This is a genomic window from Butyricicoccus sp. (genome assembly GCF_977037065.1).
Map to the genome: position 1 here is coordinate 10,790 of NZ_CDRQNY010000005.1, position 25,383 is coordinate 36,172.

Sequence of the window (25,383 nt, forward strand, 5' to 3'; positions counted from 1 at the left end):
GTGCCGCCCGTAATATCCGAGCAAACGAGTTGTGCGGCACTGTCATCCCCAGGAGACCTTCTCTTGCCCTGCGGGCAATTCACCTTGTGCCGCACCCAGCGTAGAGTAACCCGCATGTGTAGCAGTAAGCTGTCTGTGAACTGCGAATATTTTACGAAAGACACGCAACAGTAACCCGACTGCCGTTCTTCTTTTCGAAGCGGTCGCCGGTCTCTGGTCTGCGCCAGATTAAGAAATAAAGGGAAGCGGGAGTCAAGAGGGTAGAAACCGTAGGTGTCTACCCTTTTGCCCCTACGCCGTGGGTACGGCGAACTCCCGCCGCCCGCAGGCGGTAACTCTTCGCTCGGAAACAACATACCGCTTGCGCGCTTCGCGTACCCAGTCTTGTGGGTGCACAAGTTTTCTTCTGAGGGCATTTCCCTTGCGTAAACGCGCAAAAAGAGGTATACTAACTCTATCTGGACTATTCCACTGGAAGGAGCATCACCGATGCGAGATGGATTTATCAAAATTGCCGCGGCAACGCCTGATCTGCACGCTGCGGACTGTGCATATAATACCTCTGAGATCGTAAAGCTGGCGAAGGAGGCCGCTGCCAAAGGCGCGAAGCTCATCACATTCCCCGAGCTGTGCCTGACCGGCTATACCTGCGGCGACCTGTTCCTGCAGGAAACGCTGCTCGAGGGCGCACTGGACGCGCTGAACACGGTCTGCCGCGAGACCGCAGAGCTTGCGGCTGTCATCGTAGTCGGTCTGCCGCTGCGCGTGCGCGGCAAGCTGTATAATGTGGCCGCTGTCATCAATGCCGGTGACGTGCTGGCGTTCGTGCCGAAAACCCATCTTCCGAACTACTCGGAGTTCTACGAGCAGCGCCATTTTGTATCGGCGGATACGCTGTCCGGCGGAATGGAGAGCGTGGACATCAAGAATGCGGACGGCGAAACCGTCTGTGTACCGCTCGTGACCGACAGCATTTTTCAGTGCGATGAGCAGCCACTGTTCACCTTCGGCGTGGAAATCTGCGAGGACCTCTGGGTGCCGAATCCGCCGTCTACCACGCTGGCGCAGGCTGGCGCGCACATTATCGTCAACCTGTCCGCATCGGATGAGATCATCGGCAAGGCGGGCTACCGCCGCGACCTTGTTCGTCAGCAGTCCGGCCGACTGCTGTGTGCGTACCTGTATGCGGATGCCGGTTTCGGTGAGTCCACGCAAGACCTTGTGTTCGCGGGTCACGACCTCATCGCGGAGAACGGCGCACTGCTGGCCGAGAGCAAGATGTTCTCGCAGGGCATCATTTACGCGGATATCGACCTCCAGCGCCTTGCGCATGAGCGTCAGCGCATGAACACGTTCGAGTCTATCGAGGGCGGCGTGTTCTCGTTCTCGCTCGAGCCGGTGGAGAACGACCTTGTTGACCGTACATTCCCGCGCACGCCGTTCGTTCCGGCGAACAAGGCGCTCCGCGATGAACGCTGCGAGGAGATCCTGACGCTGCAGGCAACCGGTCTGGCGACCCGTCTGCGCCATACGCACGCGAAAACGGCGGTTGTTGGTCTGTCCGGCGGACTGGATTCCACACTCGCGCTCATCGTGCTCGTACATGCGTTTGATATGCTCGAACTCGACCGCAAGGGCATTCTGGCTGTCACCATGCCGTGCTTCGGCACAACCGCCCGTACCAAGGGCAACGCAGAAAAGCTGGCGGAAGCCTACGGCGTTACACTCAAGACCGTGGACATCAAGGCGGCGGTCGATCAGCATTTCATGGACATCGGCCAGTCCAAGGATGATCTGTCTGTCACCTTTGAGAACGGTCAGGCGCGCATGCGCACGCTGGTGCTGATGAACCTCGCCAACAAGAACGGCGGCATGGTGGTCGGCACGGGCGACCTGTCCGAGCTGGCGCTCGGCTGGGCGACCTACAACGGCGACCACATGAGCATGTACGGCGTTAACGGTTCGATTCCGAAAACGCTGGTGCGCTACCTTGTTGCCTATGAGGCCGATCGCACGCTCGGCGAGCTGTCCGACGTTTTGCAGGATGTGCTCGATACCCCGGTATCACCCGAGCTGCTGCCGCCTAAGGACGGCGAAATCAGCCAGAAGACCGAGGATCTGGTCGGCCCGTACGAGCTGCACGACTTTTTCCTGTATTACATGCTGCGTTTCGGCTATCCGCCGCGCAAGATCTTCCGTGCCGCACACAAGACCTTCGAGGGCGTGTATGACGACGCGACCATCAAGAAGTGGCTGACGACCTTTATGCGCCGCTTCTTTACGCAGCAGTTCAAGCGCTCCTGCCTGCCGGACGGCCCGAAGGTCGGCACCGTAACGCTTTCGCCGCGCGGCGACTGGCGTATGCCGTCGGATGCAGTATCCGCGCTGTGGCTCAGAGAAGCGGAGAGCCTGTAACAGAATTTTTGACATAGGGCGGGTACTCCCGCCCTATGATATTCCAATACAAAGGAGAATCTCCTTTTGAAGAATTTAATTCGCGGCATAGCGGTACTGCTGACAGCGGTATTTCTGTGCTTCAACATCTATTATGAGTTAGCACCCGGAATCACCGTTGCACCCGAGCAGAAATTCATGTTTGCAGCGATTTTTGCGATGCTTTTGCGTGCTGCGCTGTTCTGCGGCGTGCCGGACAATACGCGTCCGACACGGCGGCGGCTGTACATGCTGGTGCTGTTTCTGTACTACATATGGGTGCTGCTGAATGTGCTGTTTTTCGATAACGCATTCGGCCGCGGATTTGGCCATACCTCGCTCGATATGGTGAATCTGGAGCCGCTCCGCACGGTGAAAAATTACCTGTTAGCCTACGGCTACGGCAATATCTCACTGCGGCTTGTGGTGCTCAATCTGGCAGGCAACCTGATTGCGTTTGCACCGATGGGCGTGTTCCTGCCCGCACTGTTCCGATGGCAGAGAAGCATTTTCTTCTTCACGGCGTCGCTCACGCTGAGCATCACGGCAGTGGAGGTGCTGCAGATCTACACCGGCACCGGCTCGTGCGATGTGGATGATCTCATTCTCAATCTGGCAGGTGCGCTGCTTGTGTTCGTTATCTGCCGGATTACGCCGTTGTGGCACCGGATTTGCAGTGTCAATCCAAGACCGAAGAAATGATGAAATGACAACCGGCTGCAAAGGCAGTCGGTTTTTCATTGACAAACCCTGGCTGCCGTTATAAACTTTAACTGAATAAAAAACAAAAGACAGGGGGAACCCATTCATGTTTGATACCGTACTCATCGCCGGTCTGGGCCTGATGGGCGGCTCGATGGCGAAAACCATCAAGGCGCGCACACTCAGCCGCGTTTTGGGCTGGAACCGCACGCGTGCAACCGCAGAGCAGGCACTGGCTGACGGCTCGATTGACGCGATTGCGACCGAAGCGCTGTACAAGGAGGCTGACCTTGTTATCATCGGTCTGTACCCGCAGGCAACGGTGGACTGGCTGCTTGAGAACATGCCGAAGATGAAAAAGGGCTGCGTGATCGTGGATATGGTCGGCGTCAAGCAGTTTATGGTCGATCATCTGGAGCAGGCGGCGCTCGACGCCGGTGTGCACTACGTCGGCGGCCATCCGATGGCGGGCCGTGAGTTCTCCGGTCTGGATTTTGCCCTGTCGACCCTGTTTGACGGTGCGAGCATGATCTTTGTGCCGACAAAGAGCAGCACCGAGCGTGTGCTTGAGCAGCTGGAAGCGTACTTCATGTCGCTCGGCTTCGGTCAGACCGTGCGCTGCACCGCGCAGCAGCACGATCACATGATCGCGTTTACCTCGCAGCTGGCGCATGTGGTTTCCTCGGCGTACATCAAAAGTCCGGAGGCAGACAAGCACAACGGCTATTCGGCGGGCAGCTACAAGGATCTGACGCGTGTTGCCAAGCTGAATGAGACCATGTGGAGCGAGCTGTTCCTGTGCAACGCAGAGCCGCTTGCGGAGGAGATTGATGAGGTCATCAAGCACCTTGACGAATACCGCAAGGCCATCCGTGCAGGAGACCGCGAGGAACTGACCATTCTGCTGAGAGACGGACGTGAGCGCAAGGAAAGACTGGGTTAATCAGGAATTCGGAACGATACGAAAGGGACAATGCCTGTGTGCGTTGTTCCTTTCCTTTTGCGCGGATTCGGGAAATTGTTAAGGAAACAGGTCGCAGAACGTAAATTTTTGCGCATACCTCCAAAATCCTGCGGCTGTCCGCGCAATCCATTTACATAGGAATTTGTTTTTGTTATAATTTATTTGCATGAAATCAGAAAGTGTTTTGCTAAGGGGAATGAATGGCACGGCACTTTACAGGACAACACAAAGGAGTGTGGGTATGCAAGAGAAAATTTCTATGGACGCGGCGCACGATTTTGAGGCAAAAATGCCTCTATCGCGCAAGATTCCGCTGGGACTGCAGCACGTTTTTGCGATGTTCGTCGGCAACCTGACACCGCTGCTCATCATTATGGGTGCGTGCGGCATTGCAGGCGGCGAGTTCGCGGACCTGCAGGTAAGCGTTCTGCAGAACGCGATGTTCGTAGCCGGCGTGGTAACGCTGGTGCAGCTGTTTTCCATCGGCCCGATCGGCGGCAAGGTGCCGATCATCATGGGTACAAGCTCGGGCTTTATCGGCGTGTTCAACAGCGTTGCAGCTACCATGGGCGGCGGTGTAATTGCGTATGGCGCGATTATGGGCGCGTCTATTCTCGGCGGTCTGTTTGAAACTGTTCTCGGCTTCTTCCTCAAGCCGCTGCGCAAGTTTTTCCCGGCGGTCGTTACCGGCACGGTCGTGCTGAGTATCGGTCTGTCGCTGATCTCGGTCGGCATCAATTCCTTCGGCGGCGGCAACTCTGCGAAGGATTTCGGCTCGATGGAAAATCTGCTGCTGGCGCTGTTCGTGCTGGTGGTTATTCTGGTCGTTAAGCACGGCTGCAAGGGCTTCCTTGGTTCGTCCGCGATCTTTGTCGGCATTATTGCAGGCTACATTGCGGCAATCATCATGGGTCTGGTTCTGCCGACCACCGCAGTTGACGCGGACGGTGTAGAATTCACCAAGGCATGGGTACTCAACTGGGACAAGGTAGCACAGGCCAGCTGGTTTGCCATCCCGAAGCTGATGCCGGTAAAGCCGGTGTTTGATCTGCGCGCCATCCTGCCGGTACTGGTTATGTTTATTGTTACCGCAGTCGAGACCGTCGGCGATATTTCGGGCGTTATGGAAGGCGGCATGGGCCGTGAGGCAACCGACAAGGAGCTGTCCGGCGGTGTAGCCTGCGACGGTATCGGCTCGTCGTTTGCGGCGCTGTTCGGCGTACTGCCGAACACCTCGTTCAGCCAGAACGTAGGCCTTGTTACCATGACCAAGGTTGTCAACCGTGGTGCACTGTCCGTCGGCGCAATCTTCCTCATTTTGTGCGGCCTGATTCCGAAGCTGGGCGCGATCGTGTCCATTATGCCGCAGTCTGTGCTCGGCGGTGCGGCTGTTATGATGTTCTCGTCCATCGTGATCAGCGGTATCCAGCTGATCACCAAGGAGGAGATGACGCCGCGTAATCTGACCATCGTGTCGGTTGCTCTGGGTGTCGGCTACGGCATGGGTGCCAATATGACCATTCTGGCACAGGCGCCGCAGGCGGTTCAGCTGATTTTCGGCGGTTCCGGTATTGTACCGGCAGCGTTTGTTGCGATTCTGCTGAATATCGTGCTCCCGAAGGATAAGAAAACCGAAGCATAATGCAAAACCCCGGAAAGAAGTTCTTTCCGGGGTTTTTAACTGCAAATGGAGAATTGAGGATGGAAAATGATTGTAACGGTCAACCATTCGCCATTCCGATTGAGAGAGGCGTAAAATGATACCGCAGGGTGCGGCGACCTCGGCACACCGTGTAAACCGACTGCACAAACGTAACCGTAGGGGCGCACAAGGTGCGCCCATGTAATGCCACATCAAATGGTTGGCATCACCGATAAAATGAATCGTTTTGAAAAATCATTTTTAATTTTGCGAGAACGTCCGGCGTATCCGCGTCCATCAATTCCGCCGGATGCTTTACGGGAAACAGCGCAACCTGTTCCGCATGCCGTTTGACAACTACGCCGCCGCCCTTGCCTTCGGGAAGAGAACGCAATTCCTCAAAATAATTCGCGCCGAACAGCACGGGACTGCCCGGCGTACCGCTTTGCGGTTCGCATAGACGAAAAATCCGTGATCGTTTCTCCGGCTGTGCACAGAATGCCGCAGCCATACCGTCGAGCGTTTTCCTCGTCAGCAGCGGCTGATCACCCGGCAGAAACACGCAGCCGGACATGGCAGGAAACCGCGGCAGCAGGCACTCCAGTCCAAGCCGCACGGTGTCGCTGCGAAAGGGAAGGGCATGGTGCAGGACAGGAATGTCGCATTCCTCACACAATGCCTGCACCTCGGTCGAGCGGGTAACGACCACGCGGTGCAGCCCCGCTGTCACGGCAAACGCACGGCAGAGCAGCGGTTTTCGGTCAAATTCGGCGAGCAGCTTGTTGGAGCCAAACCGTTTTGCCAGTCCGGAGGCCATGATCACACATCCGATTTCGCTTTTCATCGGGGAAAAACTGCGGATAGAGCTGTTTTCCTGCCTGTTTGCAGGCGTCACGATACTGCTCATAGCGATAGAGAAACTCCTTTGCCTCGTCGGTAAGTACGCTGCCGCCGCCGCCTTTGCCGCCGATCTTGCGCTCGGTGAGCGCAAAACCGAGCACCTGCTCGGCATGACGGACGAGTCCGAGCGCCTTGGTGTATGCCATCTGCATGGACTGCGCGGCGGCGCGAAGCGATCCGGTCTGCTCGATGGCATGCAGCAGGCGGCACGGCCCCTCACCGAAAAAGCGTTCGCCGTTCTCATCGAACAGCGTCACGAGGATATTTGGCTGCATGGCGGCTCCTTTCCCACAACTTTTTCTTTTCCGTTGTATTTTGATATTCACAACGGCATTATAGCAGATTTTGTGGTAAAATAAAAGTAGTATACTGAAAAGATCACACATTCCCCTGAAAGAGAGAGGATATAACGTATGTTGACGATACGGGAATACAAAAAAGCCGAGTCGCTCGAGGAAGCGTATACGCTCAACCAGAAAAAGTCCAACCGTGTAATCGGCGGCATGATCTGGCTCAAAATGGAGACGCTGAATGTCGGCACGGCAATCGACCTGTCCGGTCTGGGACTGGACACCATCGAGGAGACCGACACCGAGTTCCGGATCGGTGCGATGGCCTCGCTGCGCGCGCTGGAGCTGCACGAGGGTCTGGCAGCCTACACGAACGGCGCTATGCGCGAGTCTGTGCGCCATATTGTCGGCGTGCAGCTGCGCAATCTTGCGACGGTCGGCGGCAGCCTGTACAGCCGGTTCGGCTTTTCCGATGTGCTGACCATGTTCCTCGTGCTGGATGCACAGGTAGAGCTGTACAAGGGCGGCATTGTGCCGCTTTCCGAGTACGCTGAAAGACCCAAGGACCGCGATATTCTGGTGCGCGTGATCGTTCCCAAGCGAAAGGCGAAGTTCAATTACCAGTCTGTCCGCATCAGCCAGACCGATATTCCGGTGCTGACCTGTGCGTCCGTCAAGGATGAGAACGGCTACCGGTTCGCCATCGGTGCACGGCCGGGACGCGCACAGATTTATACACAGCCTGTGGATAAATCGGCGGAGCAGATGGCGGAAGCCGTTCAGGCGGAAATCAAGACCGGCAGCAGCCTGCGCGGCAGTGCGGAGTACCGCAGACACCTCGCGGGTGTGCTGGTGCGCCGCGCGGTGCAGGCGCTCGATGCACAGTAAAGGAGGGGACAGAAATGCTTATCACGATCACACTGAACGGAAAAAAGGTAACGGACGATGTCGCGGCGGATACGCTGCTCATTGATTTCGTTCGGGGTCACGGCTGCCTGAGCGTCAAGCGCGGCTGTGAGACTGCAAACTGCGGTCTGTGCACCGTATTTATGGACGAAAAGCCCGTGCTGTCCTGCTCGGTGCTGGCAGCGCGCGCAAGCGGGCACAATATCACGACCTTGGAGGGCTTGCAGGGCGAAGCCGCCGAATTCGGTGCGTTCATCGCGGATCAGGGTGCGGAGCAGTGCGGCTTCTGCAATCCCGGCTTTATGATGAACGCGATCGCGCTGTTCCGCGAAAAGCAGGACCCGACCGACGAGGAGATCAAGGAATATCTGGCGGGCAATCTGTGCCGCTGCTCGGGGTATGAGGGACAGCTGCGCGGCATCCGCGCATATCTCGACTGGAAAAAGCAGAGAGAGGAGGACGCACAGTGAAGGTAGTCAATCAGCCGCTCCGTAAAAAGGATGCAATGCAGCTTGTGACCGGTCAGCCGGTGTATGTGGACGATGTAACGCCGCGCGACTGCCTGTGCGTCAAGCTGCTGCGCTCGCCGCACGCGAACGCCATCGTCAAGTCTATCAACAAGACCGCCGCGATGAAAGTCCCCGGCATGGAGGCCATCTTCACTTGGGAGGATGTCGATCAGGACGGCCGCCGCTATACGCAGGCCGGTCAGACTTATCCGGAGGCCAGTCCATATGACCGCCTTGTTATCGACCGTCATGTGCGCTTTGTCGGTGATGTGGTTGCCATCCTTGCCGGTGCGGACGAAAAATGCGTGGATAAGGCGATGAAGCTGGTCAAGGTGGAGTACGAGGTGCTCGAACCGGTGCTCGATTTCCACACGGCAAAGGACAATCCGGTGCTCGTGCATCCGGAGGACAACTGGGAGAGCCTTGCGCCGGTCGGCGCGGACAACAAGCGCAACCTGTGCGCGCACGATGAATGCGGCAACGGCGATATTGATGCGGTCCTCGCGAACTGCGATGTTGTTATCGACCGCGTGTATCACACGCAGGCATGCCAGCAGGCGATGATGGAAACCTTCCGCACCTACTGCGAGATTGACACCTACGGCCGCCTGCATATCATCAGCTCGACGCAGATCGTGTTCCACACCCGCCGAATCGTGGCGAACGCGCTGCATATCCCGAAAAGCAAGGTGCGCGTCACCAAGCCGCGCATCGGCGGCGGTTTCGGCGCCAAGCAGACCGCGGTCAGCGCAGTGTATCCGGCGTTTGTCACCTGGATGACGAAAAAGCCGTCCAAGATCATCTTCAGCCGCGTGGAGAGCCAGATTGCATCTTCGCCGCGCCACGAGATGGAAATGCACGTCCGTCTGGGCGCAAACAAGGACGGCATCGTGCGCGGCATCGACCTGTACACGCTGTCCAACACCGGCGCTTACGGTGAGCACGGCCCGACAACGGTCGGTCTGTCCGGTCATAAGTCGATTCCGCTGTACGGCAAGGCCGAGGCATTCCGCTTTACGAGTGACGTTGTGTACACCAATCACATGTCGGCGGGCGCGTACCGTGGCTACGGCGCAACGCAGGGCCTGTTCGCGGTGGAGAGCGCGGTGAACGAGCTGGCGAACATCCTCGGCATGGACCCGTTCAAAATCCGTGAGATGAATATTACGCACGAGGGTGAGATCATGCCCGCGTACTACGGTCAGCTGAACACAAGCTGTGCGCTCGACCGCTGTCTGGCGCGCGTGCACGACATGATCGACTGGGATAACAAGTATCCGTGCCGGGACATGGGAAACGGCAAGATTCGTGCGGTCGGCATGGGCATGGCGATGCAGGGCTCGGGCATCACGAGCATGGACGTCGGCAGTGCGACGCTCAAGGTCAACGATGAGGGATTTTACACGCTGCTCATCGGTGCGGCTGACATGGGCACCGGCTGTGATACCACGCTTGCGCAGATCGCGGCAGAGGTGCTTGAGTGTCCGCTTGACAACATTACCACGCTGAGTGCGGACACCGACTGGTCGCCGTATGATTCCGGCTCGTATGCATCGAGTACAATCTATGTCACCGGCAAGGCGACCGAGAAGTGCGCGCTCGAGCTGCGCGGCAAAATCTGTGCGCTCGGCGCAAAGCTGCTCGGCTGCGATAAGGAGCAGGTCAGCTTCGACGGCAGGGAAGTCCGCGTAGAGGAAGGCGAGAACGCAGGCAAGACCATTAGCCTGAGTGATATTGCGACGGCTTCCATGAACGGCAACAGCATCGAGCTGCAGGCGACGGTTACGCATTCGTCCGAGATTTCGCCTCCGCCGTATATGGTCGGTGCGGCTGAGATCGAGGTGGATACCGAAACCGGCGAGGTAACCCTGCTGGATTACGCTGCGGCAGTGGACTGCGGTACGCCCATCAACCCGAACCTGACGCGCGTGCAGGCCGAGGGCGGCATTGCGCAGGGCATCGGCATGACGCTGACCGAGAGCGTTACCTACGATGACCGCGGCTATCCGATGGAGAATTCGCTTTTCCAGTATAAGATTCCCGCACGCGTGGACATCGGCAAGATCCGCGTGGAGTTCGAGAACAGCTACGAGGGCGAAGGCCCGTTCGGTGCGAAATCCATCGGCGAGGTTGTTATCAATACACCGCTGCCGGCGATTTCGGATGCAATCCGAAATGCCGTAGGCAAGCGGTTCTATGAGCTTCCCATCACGCCGGAAAAGATTGCGATGGCAGCGATGGAGCAAAAGTAAGTGCAAAAAAGAACGTATCCGATCGGATACGTTCTTTTTCTTTGCCGCAGATGTCAAAATCTGTAGGGCGCGACGACTCGGCGAGCCGTTGTAACGGGTTGCAGATGGTTTACACGGCGTGCCGAGGTCGTCACGCCCTACGGCAAACACATTAAATCACGTTAAAATATCAACCCAAAGGTCGTTGTAATACTGGTTGATTTCTGTCGGCAGATTGGTATACGCCTCAGTTGGATACTGCGTAATATCCGGGAAATACAGCGGGTCGCTGGTGATTTCCTCGTCCAGTTCGTTATAGACCTCGGTCTGCGGACTGGAATAGCCGATATACTCCCAGTTTGCCATCGCCGCCTCGGTCGAGCACATGAAGTTGATGAACTTTTCCGCGCCCGAAACGTTCTTCGCGTTCTTCGGGATACACATGGCATCTACAAACAGGTTGGTGCCCTCCTTCGGAACGTAGAATGCGAGGTCGGGATTTTCGTCGATCATCGTGACGGCATCGCCATTATAGTACGGTGCGGCCACAATTTCCTCACTCGGCAGTTTTTCGAGAATCTGGTCCATCCAGATGCCCTGATATACCGGTTTTCCGGCGATGATAAGGTCAGCCGCCTCGCGCAGCTCGTCCTTGTCGGTGGTGTTGAGCGAATAGCCAAGGTACATCAGCGCGATGCCGAGCGCGTCGCGCGAGTTGTTGAACATCGCGGTGCGGTTGGTGTATTTGGGGTTCCACAGCAGATCCCACGAGCCGATATCCGCTTTATCAACGTACTTGGTGTTGTACACGATGCCGACCACGCCCCAGGTGTAGGGCACGGAATACTTCTGCTCGGGATCGAAGTCTAGATGGGTGTATTTCTCATCGATCAGCTTCATATTCGGAATATGGTCGTAGTTGAGCGGCTGAAGCATATCCTCGTCGATAAAGCGCGAAATCGCGTAGTCGGACGGGATAATGACGTCGTAGCTCGTGGTCTGGATGCGCGAATACAGGTTTTCATTGGAATCAAAGGTGTTGTAGATAACCTTGATGCCGGTTTCTTTCTCGAACTGGTCGATGAGGTCGGTGTCGATGTACTCGCCCCAGTTATACACGTTGAGCACCTCCGCCGAGGATGCATTGCCGCAGCCGGAGAGCAGTCCGGTGCACATCGCGCCGCACAGCAGCAGGGAAAGCATACGTTTTTTCACGGCTGCATCGCTCCTTTCCGGCGGGCGGCTTCGCGGCGTTTCTCGTCGCGGGACTGACGCACATTGATGACGATAAGCAGCACCAGCACGATCAAAAACAGAATGGTCGAGATGGCGTTGATCTTCGGTGTCATGCGGTGGCGCGTCATGGAGTAGATAACGACTGACAGCGGCTGACTGGTCGTGCCGGCGGTAAAGTAGGAGACCACAAAATCGTCGATTGACATGGTGAACGCCATGATAGCGCCCGTGACGATGCCCGGCATAATCTCCGGCAGGATGACCTTGTGGAGCGCCTGATGCGGTGTAGCGCCGAGGTCGAGCGCGGCTTCATAGGCGTTTTTATCCAGCTGGCGCAGCTTGGGCATGACGTTGAGAACGACATACGGTGTGCAGAACGTAACATGCGCGAGGATAAGGGTCAGGTAGCCCTTGTCCAGACCTATGGCGGCGAACAGCAGCATGAACGTCACGCCCATGATGGTATCCGAGGAGGACATCGGGATGTTGTTGACGGTCAGGTAAGCCGCCTTGGCTCTGCGGCCCATGTTGTGGATGCCGATGGCGGCAATCGTGCCGAGCACGGTTGCAATCGCGGCAGCGGCAACAGCCACGAGCAGCGTGACATACAGCGAATGGAGAATATCCGCATCGCGGAACAGCTCGACATACCAGCGGGTGGTAAAGCCGTTCCACAGGCGGCGCGACTTGGAATCGTTGAACGAGAAGATCATCAGCACAACGATAGGCGCGTACAGGAACAGGAAAATCAGCAGCAGATAGAAGTTTTTGAAAAACTTTTTCACAGCAGCAGACCTCCTTCCTCGGAGGAGCCGTCATCGAACTTGTTCATGATCCACATACAGATAAAGATGAGGATGATCATTACGAGCGCGATTGCCGAGCCGAGGTGCGGGTTGTACGCACCGCCCATGAACTGCAGGTCGATAAGGTCGCCGACGAGCAGGTTTTTGCCGCTGCCGAGCATCTGCGAAATAACGAAGGTGGAGACAGACGGCACAAATACCATTGTAATGCCGGAAATCACACCGGGAATGCTCAGCGGGAAGATGACGCGGCGGAATACAAGGTGCGTCGGCGCGCCGAGGTCCTGCGCGGCTTCGATCAGCTTGCGGTCGAGCTTGATGAGCACGGTATAGATGGGCAGCACCATGAACGGCAGAAAGTTGTACACCATGCCGAGCACGATCGCGCCCTGCGTGTTGATGAGCGGAATATAATCCAGCGAATAGCCGAAATGGCTCTGCAGGAACGAGATAAGTCCGATGGAGCGGAAAAACTGGTTGATGAAGCCGTTGTTCTCCAGAATGGACATCCATGCGTAGGTGCGGAGCAGAAAGTTTATCCACATCGGCAGCATAATCAGCATCATGCAAAGGCTCTGTTTGCTGGCCGACAGGCGGCTCATCAGATACGCCATCGGGTAGCCGAGCGCAAGGCACACCACGGTAGAGAGAAACGCCAGCCAGAATGACCGTCCGAAAATCGGCAGGTAGCCGGGCAGATAGCTGAAATTATGCAGCGTAAAGCCGCCGTCCGCATTGTGGAACGCGTAGACCACGACCATCAGAATCGGTGCAAGGATAAATACGGCGAGCCACACGCCGTAGGGATAGGCAAAGGACTTTTTCACGCTTGCGCCTCCGCACTCTTGTGCATGATGTGGATGTCAAACGGAATGACGGACAGACCGACCGTCTTGCCGACCGACTCCGCCATGGTGGAATGCACCATGAAGGTGAAGAACTGAGTGCGAACCATCATCTCGTAGTGCACGCCCTTGAATACGATGGACTCAACAACGCCCTGCAGCAGACCGTCACCGGCGTAAACGATTTTAAGATCCTCCGGACGGATAACAACATCGACCGGCGTATTCGTCTCGAAGCCCTTGTCCACGCACTCGAAGGTGCGGCCGCAGAACTCGACCTTGCAGTCCTCGAGCATCACGCCGTCAATGATATTGGATTCACCGATGAAATCCGCAACAAAGGCGTTGACCGGCTCGTTGTAGATATCGGTCGGGCTGCCGACCTGCTGGATAACGCCGTGGTTCATAACGACAACGCGGTCACTCATCGTCAGCGCCTCTTCCTGATCGTGGGTGACGTAGATAAAGGTGATGCCGGTGCGCTGCTGAATACGCTTCAGCTCGATTTGCATGTCCTTGCGCAGCTTGAGGTCGAGCGCGCCGAGCGGCTCGTCGAGCAGCAGCACACGCGGTTCGCACACCAGCGCACGCGCGATGGCGACACGCTGCTGCTGGCCGCCGGAAAGGCTGGTCACATCGCGGTTTTCAAAGCCGCGCAGACCAACCAGCTCGAGCATTTCTGCGGTTTTGCGCTTGATATCTGCGCGGTCCAGCTTTTTGATGTGCAGACCGAATGCAATATTCTCCGCAACATTCAGGTGCGGGAACAGCGCATAACGCTGGAATACGGTGTTGATCTCGCGCTGATACGGCGGAACATCGTTCAGGCGCTTGCCGTCGAAGAACACATCGCCGGAATCCGGCTGCTCAAAGCCGCCGATGATGCGCAGTGTGGTCGTTTTGCCGCAGCCGGACGGACCGAGCAGGGTCACGAACTCGCGGCGCTTGATGGACAGCGAAATGCCGCGCAGCACAGGCGTTCCGTCAAATTCTTTTTTCAGGTTTTGCAGATCGACCAGATTTTGATTCAATCCTCATCACTCTCCCCAAACAGGTAGCAGCCCCAAACCGAGCGGGTCAGGCTCGGTTTGGGGTCGCGCTATATATTGTAGCAAATAAATTTTTATCATATAATAGTATAGGGAAATGCCATAAAAGTCAAGGTGATACGCAGATTCTGCTCGCAAAAAGCAGGGAAATTCGAGGGGAGGATGCTCGATTTGGAGGATTTGCCAGCTTTGTTATGTAAAACATACAAGCTGAAATGGTTTAATTTGTACACTTCGCAAACGGACACTGTTAAATATGCACAAAAAGATGGCGCTTTGATTGGTGAAGGTTCATAAAATATGGCTCTTGTAACAGAGGCGGTTATCGTGTATTATAATACCTGTGATCAGGAAATGATCCAAACACAAAAACGTAATTTAGTCATTAACTTTTAAGGAGTTGTATATATCATGATGAAGGGTTTCTTTAATGGTCTGGTAAGCGCACGCATGATGGAGCTGGATAACGGCCGTTCTTTCTCTAAGGCTCGCAAGGCAGAGCGCACTGCTAAGTAAGCGGTAATCAAACCGAATTTATAAAGGCTTCCCGGAACAGATGGCCGGGAAGCCTTTTTCTTTGTGTGACAGGATTGTGTTGGCTTTTACCGATAGAATGTGGTACACTTAAAAACATACGGTATTCAGGGGTAAAGGGGATAGGACGTTGCAGTTTATCAAACGGTTTCGGGTAGGTCAGCGCGCCATCAAGACTGCGGTATCGGTCGGTCTGGCGCTTGCACTGGCGATGGTGCTGGGTTCCAGCCTGCCTATTTTTGCAGCCATCGGTGCAATTTCGGTGATGAGCCGTACCTGGGTGGATTCACTCAAGGAGAGCCTCAATCAGATAGCGGGTACATTTCTGGGCTATCTGATCGCATGTGTGTTTGTTACCGTGCTGCCCAATCCAACGTTTTTCGTGTGGATGGCGCTCGGCGTGCTGTGTGTGATTTCGCTGTGTATCGGTCTCAAGCTGAATTTTGCGATTCCGCTGGCGAGCATCGTGTTTGCGGATGTGTGCCTGTATACCGGCGGAGATTCAATCGTGTATGGCTTCCACCGCTTCACGGATACACTGGTCGGTCTGGTGGTGGCGCTGCTCGTCAATGTGGTGATTCGGCCGTATAACAACCGCCAGAAGATCATCAATACGATGGATGAGATTCAGAAAATGTTTCTGCCGCTGCTGCAGTCGCGTGTGCTCGAGCATCGTTATCCGGATCTGACGCCGCTGACTGAGAAAATGACCTCGCTTGCGTCCGAGCTGCGTATTTTCGAGAAGCAGCCGGTAGCGCTGTGGCAGCATGCCGTGCGTGTTGCCGCCCGACGGCAGGAGGCCGCCTATCTGCGCGGCTGCGAGCAGCTGCTTGCCAAAATGTGCGGTGAGCTGGCGGCGCTGTGCAATATGGACTCCAATCCGGCACCCGGAGAGGAGAGTATAGAGCGATTGGAGGCACATGGTCTTACCGCGCCGGAAAACCTTAAGGATTACTGCCGGTGCTCGCCGGTGGATGCACAGGTTATGGATTTTCATATCGGCAATCTGCTCGATGCGTATGATTTTCTGACCGCGTTTCATCATGTGTAGGGCGAGTGTGTCTTGACAAATGAGCGGTCAGGCGCGTATAATAAAGGTACAAAAAGGACGCTGTTTTAGCAGTCAGCCCTTTACTTGGTCAACTTTTTTGATGACCGTTCGGTGGCCGCCGGACGGTCATCGCGCTTTTATAAAGAAGATGTACAGTACGATGACCGCACAAATAAAAAGCTGGAGTGCTTTCCTCTTCATCTGCGCTCACCTCCTTTCACCCACAGACTGTGGGGAGGGAGAAGGGCTGACCGCCGTTGCAACAGCGTCCTGTGGAATGACAAGTATTCCACGAGTTCATTATAGCATGAATTGTCGAACTTTGTCTATATAGGTGAACAGGTAAGAACGCCTTCTGCACCGGTCGGCTTGACTTCTCCTCACAAAATGGTTATAATAAAATCATTATAATCGTTATTTATGCGATGACGCAGGAAAAGTAACCGGCTCGCCTTGCGCGAAAGAGAGAAGCTCCTCGGCTGAAAGGGCTTTGCGCGGGAAACGGTGAAGTGCGCCTGCCGAGCAACAGGGTCAAACGCCCTGCGGAAAGTGCCCGTTACCGCACTGCACGAGCGAAAAATCGGAGTGGAACCGCGTTTGTACGCCTCCCGAGGGAAGAATATCCCCTGGGAGGCTTTTTTTATTCCCGAAACTCCGCATAGCTTTCCTGAAAACCATCAAAAGGAGATAAAAATCATGAAACTCTACAACACGCTGACCCGTCAGAAGGAGGAATTCGTTCCGATCACGCCGGGCGAGGTAAAGATGTATTCCTGCGGTCCGACGGTATACAACTATTTCCATGTCGGCAACGCACGTCCGTTCATCATTTTCGATCTGCTGCGCCGTTACTTCGAGTACCGCGGCTACAAGGTTGAGTTCGTTCAGAACTTCACCGACATTGACGACAAGGTAATCAACAAGGCGAACGAGGAAGGCGTGGACTTCAACACCATCGCTGAGCGTTATATTAAGGAATATTTCGTTGATGCACAGGGTCTGGGCGTCAAGAAGGCGACCGTGCACCCGCGTGCGACCGAGACCATGGACGCTATTATTGATATTGTTGAGCGCCTGATCGAGAACGGTCACGCTTATGTTGCTGAGAACGGCGACGTATACTTCCGCACCAAGTCCTTCCCCGAGTATGGCAAGCTGTGCCACCAGCCGATGGAGGAGCTGCAGGCCGGTGCCCGCATTTCTGTCGGTGAGGTCAAGGAGGATCCGATGGACTTCGCGGTCTGGAAGGCTGCAAAGCCGGGTGAGCCGGCTTGGGATACGCCGTGGGGCAGCAAGGGCCGCCCGGGCTGGCATATTGAGTGCTCGGCTATGGCGAACAAGTACCTCGGCAAGACCATCGACATCCATTCCGGCGGTCTTGATCTGATTTTCCCGCATCACGAGAACGAGATCGCACAGTCCGAGTGTGCAAACGGCTGCACCTTTGCGCATTATTGGCTGCACAACGGCTTCCTGACCATCGACAATGAGAAAATGTCCAAGTCCAAGGGCAACTTCTTCATGGTCCGCGACGCAGCAAAGCAGTTCGGCTATGAGACCATCCGCATGTTTATGCTGAGCGCGCACTACCGCACTCCGCTTAACTACTCCGCTGAGTCGCTTGAGATGAACAAGGCCTCCCTTGCCCGTCTGTACGAGGCCCGCAATAATATGGAGTTCCGCATCGAGAAGGCATCCGGCGACACCATGACCGCCGAGGAGACCGAGAAGCTGGAGGCTCTGAAGGGCTACAAGCAGAAGTTCATCGACGCAATGGACGACGACCTGAACACCGCAGACGCACTGTCCGCCATCTTCGAGCTGACCCGCGAGATCAACGCGTACAACGGCTCGCATCAGGACGCAACTAAGGCATTCCTGACCGCAGCGCATGACCTGTTCATGGAGCTGACCGGTGTGCTCAATCTGGTGCAGAACCGTGACGATGCGGTTGATCCGGACGCAGAGAAGATTGAGGAGCTGATCGCGCAGCGCGCCGCAGCTAAGAAGGAGAAGAACTTCGCTGAGGCAGACCGTATCCGCGGTGTGCTGGCTGATATGGGCGTTACCATTAAGGATACCCGTCAGGGCACGCAGTGGAGCCGCAATTAAATCGCAAATCCTGACTATTTGATAGAGAAAGTCCTCTGTTCGTGTGTGGATAGAGGACTTTTTGCGTGTTTCCGCACTGGCAGGGCATCTTGCTGACGCAGCCCGCGTGTACCGGTCAACCGGTGCTAAGGCAACACTGCAGGCGACTTTTTCGCTTCAAATTGATAAAATCTTTGCACGCTGCAAATAAAAATCTTGCGTGATATCAGGATGAACAAGCGGAAAACCTGCAAAAAAGCGGTTTTTGTCGGTTTATACAAGTGTCGTTGATTGACATTTTTGCAGGATTGCGGTACAATATATTCATTATCTAATTTATTGGGACGGAAAGGAGAAGGCGGAATGACGATTCAGCCTGATTATGTAAAGGAAGAACTTTTGCATGAACTGAGTGAGAGCTTTCGTATGCACAACCAGCTCCCACCCGATCTGTTTACGCGCTACCGCATCAAGCGCGGCTTGCGTAACGCGGACGGTACCGGTGTTCTGGTCGGTGCTTCTCATCTGGGCAATGTACACGGTTATATCGTCAACGAGGGCGAGCGTGAGCCGATCGAAGGCCGCCTGACCTATCGCGGATATAATGTATATGACCTGATTCACGGTCTGGAGCAAGAAAACCGCTTCGGCTTTGAGGAGATCGGTTATCTGCTTATGTGCGGCAAGCTGCCGAGCCGCCGTCAGTTGGCGGAATTTCAGCATACCATTGGTCTGGAGCGTGCCCTGCCGGACAACTTCACCGAGGATATGATCATGCGTGCGCCGAGCCGCGACATCATGAACAAGCTGGCAAGCGCAACGCTGGCACTGTATTCCTATGATGCGAACCCGGATGAAACCACGGTCGAGAACATCATGCGTCAGGGCATCAGCCTGATGGCTAAGTTCCCGGTTATCATTTCGCACGCGTATCAGGCAAAACGCCGCTACTTTGATAATGATTCCATGTTCCTGCATGTGCCGGATTCGAACCGTTCGACTGCAGAGAATATTCTGCACCTCATCCGTCCGACCGGCGAATTCAACGATGACGAGGCTAAGCTGCTTGACCGCTGTCTGATCCTGCACGCCGAGCATGGCGGCGGCAACAACTCGTCTTTCACCGTGCGTGTTACTTCTTCGTCCGGTACGGATACCTATTCGGCGATCGCGGCTGCGGTTTCCTCGCTGAAGGGCCCGCGCCACGGCGGTGCAAACCTGCGCGTCGTCAAGCAGTTTGAGGAGATGAAGGAGAATATCCACAACTGGAAGGACGAGACCGAGGTCGGCAATTATCTGCGCAAGATTCTGAATAAGGAAGCAGGCGACGGCTCCGGCTTGATCTACGGCATGGGCCATGCGATTTACACCTTGAGCGACCCGCGTGCCGTTGCACTGAAAAAGGCTGCTCGTCCGCTGGCGGAAAAGACCGGCTATTCGGACGAAATGGACCTGATCGAGCTGGTAGAAAAGCTGACGCCGGGTGTCTTTGCCGAAATCAAGGGCAGCGACAAGCCGATGTGCGCAAATGTTGATATGTACTCCGGCTTTGTTTACAAAATGCTCGGACTGCCCAAGTCGCTGTATACGCCGCTGTTCGCTACCGCGCGTATCGTCGGCTGGATGGCACACCGCCTTGAGGAAGTTACCACCGGCGGTAAGATCATCCGTCCGGCGTATAAGCCTGTTGCGAAGAATATCGAGTATGTTAATATTGATGAGCGGAATGACGGTCCGATCAACGACTGATTTTTAATTAAATTAGCAGTTAGTAATTGGAGTGGAGGGTATAGTGCTCTCCGCTCTATTTATATTGTGCAGAGGATAATTATATGGGAATGCTCAGCTTAGCAGATATCCTATTAACAGATGCGCAGGTATCTTATAAAGAAAACCGCATTATTATATATTTTAAGGTGAATGCGGAAGTGAACCTGGCGTTCAAGGAGCACATCCAATCGCTGTATAACAGATTTATAAAGCAGGAAACCATTCTGGTGACTATTGAGGAACATTCCTTTGAATCTCATATTATTTCACTGGCCAGTGCTGCGTCTCCGGAGGAATATGTATCGGACGATCTCGTTGAACGGCTTATGTGCGGCGATGAATTTACCCTTACAGTCGAAAACGATGGCAGTATCCCTGCTGATGCTGCGGAACAGGGGACAGCGAAAGCCGGTTTCGCACCGCTAATCCTAAAGAACTGATATTTGATAAATTTTTTTTGAAAAAAGTGTTGACAACCCGCTCTGTATGCGTTATACTAAATGAGCTTGGTCAAAGACAGCTGGCGCCGCAAGGCTTAAATGGCGATTTGTTCGCCGCCCGCCGAGGTCAACACAGACATGTTTATTATCATATTTGATTATGTTTTCTGTGTACCCTCCCTGTGTCTTTGAACCGGGAGGGTACTTTTATTTTACAGGAGGTGAAAATGATGCCGAACGCAAAGATTCTGGAAGAGAAGAAGGCTCTGGTCGCTTCCCTGGTAGAGAAGATCAAGAATTCTCCGGCAGGTGTACTGGTCGACTACAAGGGCATCAACGTAGAGGATGATACCAAGCTCCGCAAGCAGCTCCGTGAAGCTGGCGTTGAGTATGCTGTCATCAAGAACACTCTGATCCGCTTTGCAGCTAAGGAACTGGGTTTTGACGAGCTGGATGCGTGCCTGCACGGTACCACCGCTCTGGCAATCTCCACCACCGACGACGTTGTCGCTCCGGCGAAGATCCTGGCTGACTTTGCTAAGACCCACGAGAACTTCACCCTGAAGGCTGGTTACCTGGAAGGTAAGGCCATCGGTGAGGACGAGGTCAAGAAGCTGGCTGCTATGCCGAGCAAGGAAACCCTTATCGCTCAGGTACTGTACAGCTTCAACTACCCCATTATGCAGCTCGCTATTGCTTGCGATGCTATCGTTAAGAAGGCAGAGGGCAATGAGGAAATGAAGGTTGCTGAACTGGTAGCCCCGAAGGAAGCTGCAGCAGAAGAAGCTGCTGAGTAATTTCCCCGCACTGACTGATTTATTCGGTCAGGAACACATTTTAACTTAAAAATTATCTAAAATTGGAGGTTTAATCCCATGACTGTTGCTGAGATTATGGAAGCTGTAAAAGAGCTCAAGGTTATGGAGCTCTCTGAGCTGGTAAAGGCTCTCGAGGAAGAATTTGGTGTATCCGCTACGCCGGTAGCTGTTGCAGGTGCTGTAGCAGGCGGCGACGGCGCAGCTGCTGCTGACGCTAAGACCGACTTCGACGTAGTTCTGGTTGACGCTGGCTCTTCCAAGATCAACGTTATCAAGGCTGTTCGCGAGATCACTGGCCTGGGCCTGAAGGAAGCTAAGGAGAAGGTTGACACCGCTCCGCAGACCATCAAGGAGGCTGCTCCGGAGGCTGAGGCTAACGAGATCAAGGAGAAGCTCGAGGCTGCTGGCGCTAAGGTTGAGCTGAAGTAAGGTTTCCTTACCGAACCAACTGCTTGCAATCAAGCAATTCCAAAGACGCAGAGCGTTTGCTCTGCGTCTTTTTCTATGCCAAATTTTCCGCCAGTCAGTGGTGACAAACCTGAAATTGTGCGGTATAATAAAATAGAATAATAATGTGGACAAGAAGGAGAATCTCATGCCGAAATTAGGACTTATTTCGCTCGGCTGCGCGAAAAACCTCGTGGACAGCGAGCACATGCTGGCCCGGCTGCGGGACGCAGGCTGGGAGATCACCGAGGATATGACCGAAGCAGACGTTGGCGTCGTCAACACCTGCGGCTTCATCGAGGCCGCTAAGACCGAGGCTATCGAAACCATTCTGGAGACCGCCCAGAACAAGCAGACCGGCAATATGAAGGGTCTGGTCGTGACCGGCTGTTTGGTGCAGCGCTATGCTGACGAGATGCGCGCTGAGCTGCCCGAGATCGACGTATTCTGCGGAACGGGCAGCTATGATGACATCGTGGACGCGGCCAATGCGGCGCTCAAGGGGCAGCAGGCGGCGTACATGGCCGATATGACCTCTGCTGCACTCGACGGCAGCCGTGACCGCCTGACACCCTCGTACACCGCATACTTTAAGATTGCGGAGGGCTGCTCGAACACCTGCGCGTACTGTATCATCCCCAAGCTGCGCGGCCGTTACCGCAGCCGTGAGATGGCATCGCTGCTCGAGGAAGCGCGTGCGCTCTCTGACGCAGGCGTTAAGGAGCTGATCGTCATCGCGCAGGACATCACCAAGTACGGTATGGACCTGCCCGAGCATAAGCGTCTGCTGCCCGAGCTGCTCCGCGAGCTGTGCAAGATGGACTTTACCTGGATTCGTCTGCACTATCTCTATCCCGACCAGATTACGGACGAGCTGATCGACGTGATTGCGGATGAGCCGAAAATCGTAAAGTATCTGGATATTCCGCTGCAGCATGTCTCTAAGCGCATTCTGCGTGCCATGCACCGTCCGGGTGACGGCGCGGAATTTACCAGGCTGATCGAGGATATGCGCGAGCGTATTCCGGGTCTTGTACTGCGTACAAGCCTGATCGTCGGTCTGCCGGGCGAGACCGAGGACGAGTTTGCCGAGCTGTGTGAGTTTCTGCAGAATGTCGGCATTGAGCGTGTCGGTGTGTTCGAGTATTCGCCGGAGGAAGGCACGGAGGCTGCAGAGCTGCCCGACCAGATCGACGACGAGACCAAGCAGAACCGCCGTCTGATCGTCGAAGAGCTGCAGTCCGGTGTGCTCGATGACTACAATACCTCCCGCCACGGTGAGGTCATGCAGGTGCTCTGCGAGGGCTTTGACGAGGAGCAGGGCCTGTGGTATGGCCGTACCTACGCGGATTCGGTCGAGGTAGACGGCCACGTCTACTTTGACGCGGCGGATAACGAGCCGGCGGAAGGCGAGTTCGTGTCCGTTCTCATCACCGAAAGCCTTGGACCCGACCTACTCGGTGTCCGTCAGAAGGAGGCATAATTTCCTATGACAACCGCAAATAAAATCACGCTGACCCGCATTGCGATGATTCCGTTTTTCATCTATTTTGCGGCGCAGCCCATGCTGATCATCGATGAGACCCGGTATCTCGCCGCGTTCCCGACCAGCACGGTCATCGCGCTCGTGCTGTTCTGCGTGGCATCGTTCACGGATTTTCTGGACGGCTATGTGGCGCGAAAGTACAATCAGGTGACGGATTTCGGCAAATTTGTCGATCCGCTGGCCGATAAGCTGCTCGTAGCGTCCGCGCTCATCCTGTTCGTAGAGCAGAAGGCGATGGCAGGCTGGATGGTCTGCGTTATCCTCGCGCGTGAGCTGATCATCACGTCTCTGCGCGTGGTTGCAGCCAATAAGGGCCGCGTGCTCGCCGCAACGTGGACGGGTAAGGTCAAGACCTGTGTGCAGATTGGCGGCATCATCGTCATTTATCTGTATTATATCATCATGGGTGCGCTGGCAAACGGTATCGCCTTCGCGGACGGCGATGGTGTTACCGCTGTTATGTTCATCTCTCATGCGGATGGTATGCCGCTGCTGCTGACTATCGTCGGCTGGGTGGTAACGCTGGTTACCATTTACTCTGGCTATGATTATCTCAAGAAGAACTGGGATCTCATCAAGGACGGCGCGGTAAAGGCAAAGTAAAACCGCATACTGTTTCAGCCTCAGAGGTGCACTTCGGTGCACCTCTTTTTTATTATTTTCTCTGGTGCGGGAACAGGATAAATGTGAAAATTTTCTTATTTTGAAAGACTTTTCTACGCTAAATCGGTATTCGTTCAAGGTGTGCAAACGCACACATCCGGCTCTGTGCAAGCTGTACAAGAGGGAAAATAAAAGAGTAATTTTTGTATAGAACAGAGTTACCCAGTGCATTGTGATATAACCTATTCGCGGATATAATATAGTCAAACAAACGAAAACACCGAAAGTTAAAACAAAACAAAAACTTCTGGTAAATCGTGAAAAGAGTATGTCTAAGACTTAAATGTCAAGGAGGAAATTATCATGAAAGAAATCCGTATTGGTCTGGTAGGTTCCGGCTGGATGGGCAAGGCTCATTCCTCTGCACTGGCTGACGCTGAGATGCTGTTTGGCCCTGACTACGGCACCGCATCCTTCGAGATCGTAGCTGACGCTAACGAAGAGGCTGCAAAGTCCGCTCAGAAGAAGATCGGCTTCAAGCGCATCTCCACCGACTGGCACGATGTAGTTACCGACCCGAACGTAGACCTGGTTGATATCGCTACCCCGAACGCTTTCCACTATGTAGTTGCTAAGGCTGCTCTGGAGAACGGCAAGAACGTATACTGCGAGAAGCCGCTGTCCATCTCCGCTGAGGAGTCCAGAGAGCTGGCTGAGCTGGCTGCCAAGAAGGGCGTAGTTAACTACGTTGGCTTCAACAACACCCAGAACCCGGCAAACGCTTACGTTCGTGAATTGGTTCAGTCCGGTGCTCTCGGCAAGATCATGCGCTTCACCGGCACCTACGATCAGGACCAGCTGCTCGACGAGTCCCTCCCGATCACCTGGCGCCACATCAACAAGCTGGCTGGCTGCGGTGCTCTGGGCGACCTCGGTTCCCACCTGCTGTCCATCTCCCAGTTCATCATGGGCGACATCACCAAGGTAAACGCAGTTGCTACCACCGTATTCCCGAAGCGTCCGAAGTCTGCAGGCTCCACCGAGATGGTTGACGTTGAGAACGAGGACATCATGACCTTCATGGCTGAGTATGCTAACGGCGCTATCGGCCAGATTGCTTGCTCTCGTGTTGCTACCGGCCGTAAGAACTACCTGACCTACGAGATTCAGGGTACCAAGGGTTCTGTTCGTTACGATCTGGAGCGCATGGGCGAAGTTCAGGTTTACTTCCAGTCTGACAACGAGCGCGACCGCGGCTTCCGCACCGTACTGCTCAACCCGCTGATGAAGGGTTACTCCGCATTCCAGCCGGCAGGCGGCATCTCCATCGCTTACAACGATATGAAGATCCTCGAGGTTCACGCTCTGTTCGACGCTATCACCAATGGCGCTGACTATGTAACCGACTTCGAGTTCGGCTACAAGATCGACCGCACCGTAGCTGCTGTTATCGAGTCCTCCAAGACTCACGAGTGGGTTGACGTTAAGTAAGTTGCCCGTTTACATCAATTAAAACATAATGCCGAAACGGTCTCCGGCGGGAGTGATTCCGCCGAGACCGGAAAGGCTG

At 55.0% G+C, this 25,383-nt stretch carries 22 protein-coding genes and 1 other annotated feature; of the genes, 16 read left to right on the forward strand and 6 right to left on the reverse strand.

The window, feature by feature from the left end:
• Nucleotides 1-489: 489 nt before the first annotated feature.
• The 4 genes from ACWVX6_RS03070 (at nt 490) to ACWVX6_RS03085 (ending at nt 5,741) form a co-directional block, all read left to right on the forward strand.
• Complete coding sequence (locus tag ACWVX6_RS03070; RefSeq protein WP_455152329.1) at nt 490-2,415, forward strand: NAD(+) synthase; 1,926 nt, start codon at nt 490-492, stop codon at nt 2,413-2,415.
• Between the two features lie 66 nt (nt 2,416-2,481).
• Nucleotides 2,482-3,135: a VanZ family protein gene (locus ACWVX6_RS03075; protein ID WP_455152330.1), complete on the forward strand. Its 654-nt coding sequence runs from the start codon at nt 2,482-2,484 to the stop codon at nt 3,133-3,135.
• A 106-nt stretch (nt 3,136-3,241) separates the two neighbouring features.
• Entirely contained in the window at nt 3,242-4,078 is an 837-nt protein-coding gene (locus ACWVX6_RS03080; protein WP_188886285.1) for a prephenate dehydrogenase, read from the forward strand.
• Nucleotides 4,079-4,340: 262 nt separating this feature from the next.
• Complete coding sequence (locus ACWVX6_RS03085; protein ID WP_117488144.1) at nt 4,341-5,741, forward strand: uracil-xanthine permease family protein; 1,401 nt, start codon at nt 4,341-4,343, stop codon at nt 5,739-5,741.
• A gap of 226 nt (nt 5,742-5,967) precedes the next feature.
• Here ACWVX6_RS03085 and ACWVX6_RS03090 read toward each other — a convergent pair whose 3' ends face one another.
• Together ACWVX6_RS03090 and ACWVX6_RS03095 are read right to left on the reverse strand one after the other, a co-directional pair.
• On the reverse strand, nt 5,968-6,558 hold the full coding sequence (locus tag ACWVX6_RS03090; protein WP_455152331.1) for a nucleotidyltransferase family protein: 591 nt from the start codon (nt 6,556-6,558) through the stop codon (nt 5,968-5,970).
• The gene (locus tag ACWVX6_RS03095; RefSeq protein ID WP_455152332.1) at nt 6,503-6,916 is read right to left on the reverse strand and encodes a winged helix-turn-helix domain-containing protein; all 414 of its coding nucleotides are present in this window, start codon (nt 6,914-6,916) and stop codon (nt 6,503-6,505) included. The genes ACWVX6_RS03090 and ACWVX6_RS03095 overlap by 56 nt, the downstream gene beginning before the upstream one ends.
• Nucleotides 6,917-7,054: 138 nt before the next feature.
• On the opposite strand from ACWVX6_RS03095, the gene ACWVX6_RS03100 reads away from it, so the two are divergent.
• From ACWVX6_RS03100 to ACWVX6_RS03110, 3 genes are read left to right on the forward strand one after another with little or no spacing between them, the layout of a single operon-like run.
• Nucleotides 7,055-7,819: an FAD binding domain-containing protein gene (locus ACWVX6_RS03100; protein ID WP_455152333.1), complete on the forward strand. Its 765-nt coding sequence runs from the start codon at nt 7,055-7,057 to the stop codon at nt 7,817-7,819.
• Between the two features lie 14 nt (nt 7,820-7,833).
• Nucleotides 7,834-8,307 carry a (2Fe-2S)-binding protein gene (locus ACWVX6_RS03105; protein ID WP_455152334.1) on the forward strand — a complete coding sequence of 158 codons (474 nt, stop codon included), beginning with the start codon at nt 7,834-7,836 and terminating at the stop codon, nt 8,305-8,307.
• Entirely contained in the window at nt 8,304-10,598 is a 2,295-nt protein-coding gene (locus tag ACWVX6_RS03110) for a xanthine dehydrogenase family protein molybdopterin-binding subunit (RefSeq protein ID WP_455152335.1), read from the forward strand. The genes ACWVX6_RS03105 and ACWVX6_RS03110 overlap by 4 nt, the downstream gene beginning before the upstream one ends.
• A gap of 156 nt (nt 10,599-10,754) precedes the next feature.
• Here the strand turns inward: ACWVX6_RS03110 and ACWVX6_RS03115 are convergent, their stop codons facing one another.
• The 4 genes from ACWVX6_RS03115 to potA are packed head-to-tail and all read right to left on the reverse strand — an operon-like array spanning nt 10,755 to nt 14,495.
• Nucleotides 10,755-11,792, reverse strand: coding sequence for an ABC transporter substrate-binding protein (locus tag ACWVX6_RS03115; RefSeq protein WP_455152336.1), 1,038 nt, complete (start codon nt 11,790-11,792; stop codon nt 10,755-10,757).
• Nucleotides 11,789-12,598 (reverse strand): ABC transporter permease, encoded by an 810-nt coding sequence (locus tag ACWVX6_RS03120; RefSeq protein ID WP_455152337.1) that lies wholly within the window; start codon nt 12,596-12,598, stop codon nt 11,789-11,791. The genes ACWVX6_RS03115 and ACWVX6_RS03120 overlap by 4 nt, the downstream gene beginning before the upstream one ends.
• The gene (locus ACWVX6_RS03125) at nt 12,595-13,446 is read right to left on the reverse strand and encodes an ABC transporter permease (protein ID WP_243022074.1); all 852 of its coding nucleotides are present in this window, start codon (nt 13,444-13,446) and stop codon (nt 12,595-12,597) included. Before ACWVX6_RS03125 ends, ACWVX6_RS03120 begins: the two co-directional genes overlap by 4 nt.
• Nucleotides 13,443-14,495 (reverse strand): spermidine/putrescine ABC transporter ATP-binding protein, encoded by a 1,053-nt coding sequence (gene potA, locus ACWVX6_RS03130; protein ID WP_455152338.1) that lies wholly within the window; start codon nt 14,493-14,495, stop codon nt 13,443-13,445. The genes ACWVX6_RS03125 and potA overlap by 4 nt, the downstream gene beginning before the upstream one ends.
• Nucleotides 14,496-15,177: 682 nt before the next feature.
• Between potA and ACWVX6_RS03135 the strand changes: the two genes are divergently transcribed.
• From ACWVX6_RS03135 to ACWVX6_RS03175, 9 genes are all read left to right on the forward strand, one after another.
• Nucleotides 15,178-16,098, forward strand: coding sequence for an FUSC family protein (locus tag ACWVX6_RS03135; RefSeq protein WP_158574620.1), 921 nt, complete (start codon nt 15,178-15,180; stop codon nt 16,096-16,098).
• Between the two features lie 696 nt (nt 16,099-16,794).
• A complete protein-coding gene (cysS, locus tag ACWVX6_RS03140; protein WP_118645840.1) occupies nt 16,795-18,210 on the forward strand; it encodes a cysteine--tRNA ligase in 1,416 nt (471 codons plus the stop codon).
• Nucleotides 18,211-18,552: 342 nt separating this feature from the next.
• Entirely contained in the window at nt 18,553-19,938 is a 1,386-nt protein-coding gene (locus tag ACWVX6_RS03145) for a citrate/2-methylcitrate synthase (protein ID WP_118477979.1), read from the forward strand.
• A gap of 83 nt (nt 19,939-20,021) precedes the next feature.
• Nucleotides 20,022-20,399 (forward strand): hypothetical protein, encoded by a 378-nt coding sequence (locus ACWVX6_RS03150; RefSeq protein WP_117751024.1) that lies wholly within the window; start codon nt 20,022-20,024, stop codon nt 20,397-20,399.
• A gap of 52 nt (nt 20,400-20,451) precedes the next feature.
• Nucleotides 20,452-20,619: a sequence feature (ribosomal protein L10 leader region), on the forward strand.
• Between the two features lie 10 nt (nt 20,620-20,629).
• Nucleotides 20,630-21,196 (forward strand): 50S ribosomal protein L10, encoded by a 567-nt coding sequence (gene rplJ, locus ACWVX6_RS03155; protein ID WP_110435457.1) that lies wholly within the window; start codon nt 20,630-20,632, stop codon nt 21,194-21,196.
• Between the two features lie 78 nt (nt 21,197-21,274).
• Nucleotides 21,275-21,646: a 50S ribosomal protein L7/L12 gene (gene rplL / locus ACWVX6_RS03160; RefSeq protein WP_116704748.1), complete on the forward strand. Its 372-nt coding sequence runs from the start codon at nt 21,275-21,277 to the stop codon at nt 21,644-21,646.
• 166 nt (nt 21,647-21,812) lie between these two features.
• Complete coding sequence (gene rimO / locus ACWVX6_RS03165) at nt 21,813-23,147, forward strand: 30S ribosomal protein S12 methylthiotransferase RimO (protein WP_118728760.1); 1,335 nt, start codon at nt 21,813-21,815, stop codon at nt 23,145-23,147.
• 6 nt (nt 23,148-23,153) lie between these two features.
• Nucleotides 23,154-23,813, forward strand: a complete 660-nt coding sequence (pgsA, locus tag ACWVX6_RS03170; RefSeq protein ID WP_118760763.1) for a CDP-diacylglycerol--glycerol-3-phosphate 3-phosphatidyltransferase — start codon at nt 23,154-23,156, stop codon at nt 23,811-23,813.
• 363 nt (nt 23,814-24,176) lie between these two features.
• Nucleotides 24,177-25,304: a Gfo/Idh/MocA family protein gene (locus ACWVX6_RS03175; RefSeq protein WP_118360053.1), complete on the forward strand. Its 1,128-nt coding sequence runs from the start codon at nt 24,177-24,179 to the stop codon at nt 25,302-25,304.
• Nucleotides 25,305-25,383 lie beyond the last annotated feature (79 nt).

What these genes read in the sequence shown, in the direction of transcription:
- ACWVX6_RS03175 (WP_118360053.1), top strand. Translation starts at nt 24,177, where the DNA reads ATGAAAGAAATCCGTATTGGTCTGGTAGGTTCCGGCTGGATGGGCAAG.
- pgsA (WP_118760763.1), top strand. Translation starts at nt 23,154, where the DNA reads ATGACAACCGCAAATAAAATCACGCTGACCCGCATTGCGATGATTCCG.
- ACWVX6_RS03100 (WP_455152333.1), top strand. Translation starts at nt 7,055, where the DNA reads ATGTTGACGATACGGGAATACAAAAAAGCCGAGTCGCTCGAGGAAGCG.
- ACWVX6_RS03085 (WP_117488144.1), top strand. Translation starts at nt 4,341, where the DNA reads ATGCAAGAGAAAATTTCTATGGACGCGGCGCACGATTTTGAGGCAAAA.
- ACWVX6_RS03105 (WP_455152334.1), top strand. Translation starts at nt 7,834, where the DNA reads ATGCTTATCACGATCACACTGAACGGAAAAAAGGTAACGGACGATGTC.
- rplL (WP_116704748.1), top strand. Translation starts at nt 21,275, where the DNA reads ATGACTGTTGCTGAGATTATGGAAGCTGTAAAAGAGCTCAAGGTTATG.
- ACWVX6_RS03090 (WP_455152331.1), bottom strand. Translation starts at nt 6,558, where the DNA reads ATGGCCTCCGGACTGGCAAAACGGTTTGGCTCCAACAAGCTGCTCGCC.
- ACWVX6_RS03150 (WP_117751024.1), top strand. Translation starts at nt 20,022, where the DNA reads ATGGGAATGCTCAGCTTAGCAGATATCCTATTAACAGATGCGCAGGTA.
- ACWVX6_RS03095 (WP_455152332.1), bottom strand. Translation starts at nt 6,916, where the DNA reads ATGCAGCCAAATATCCTCGTGACGCTGTTCGATGAGAACGGCGAACGC.
- ACWVX6_RS03080 (WP_188886285.1), top strand. Translation starts at nt 3,242, where the DNA reads ATGTTTGATACCGTACTCATCGCCGGTCTGGGCCTGATGGGCGGCTCG.
- rimO (WP_118728760.1), top strand. Translation starts at nt 21,813, where the DNA reads ATGCCGAAATTAGGACTTATTTCGCTCGGCTGCGCGAAAAACCTCGTG.
- rplJ (WP_110435457.1), top strand. Translation starts at nt 20,630, where the DNA reads ATGCCGAACGCAAAGATTCTGGAAGAGAAGAAGGCTCTGGTCGCTTCC.
- ACWVX6_RS03145 (WP_118477979.1), top strand. Translation starts at nt 18,553, where the DNA reads ATGACGATTCAGCCTGATTATGTAAAGGAAGAACTTTTGCATGAACTG.
- cysS (WP_118645840.1), top strand. Translation starts at nt 16,795, where the DNA reads ATGAAACTCTACAACACGCTGACCCGTCAGAAGGAGGAATTCGTTCCG.
- ACWVX6_RS03070 (WP_455152329.1), top strand. Translation starts at nt 490, where the DNA reads ATGCGAGATGGATTTATCAAAATTGCCGCGGCAACGCCTGATCTGCAC.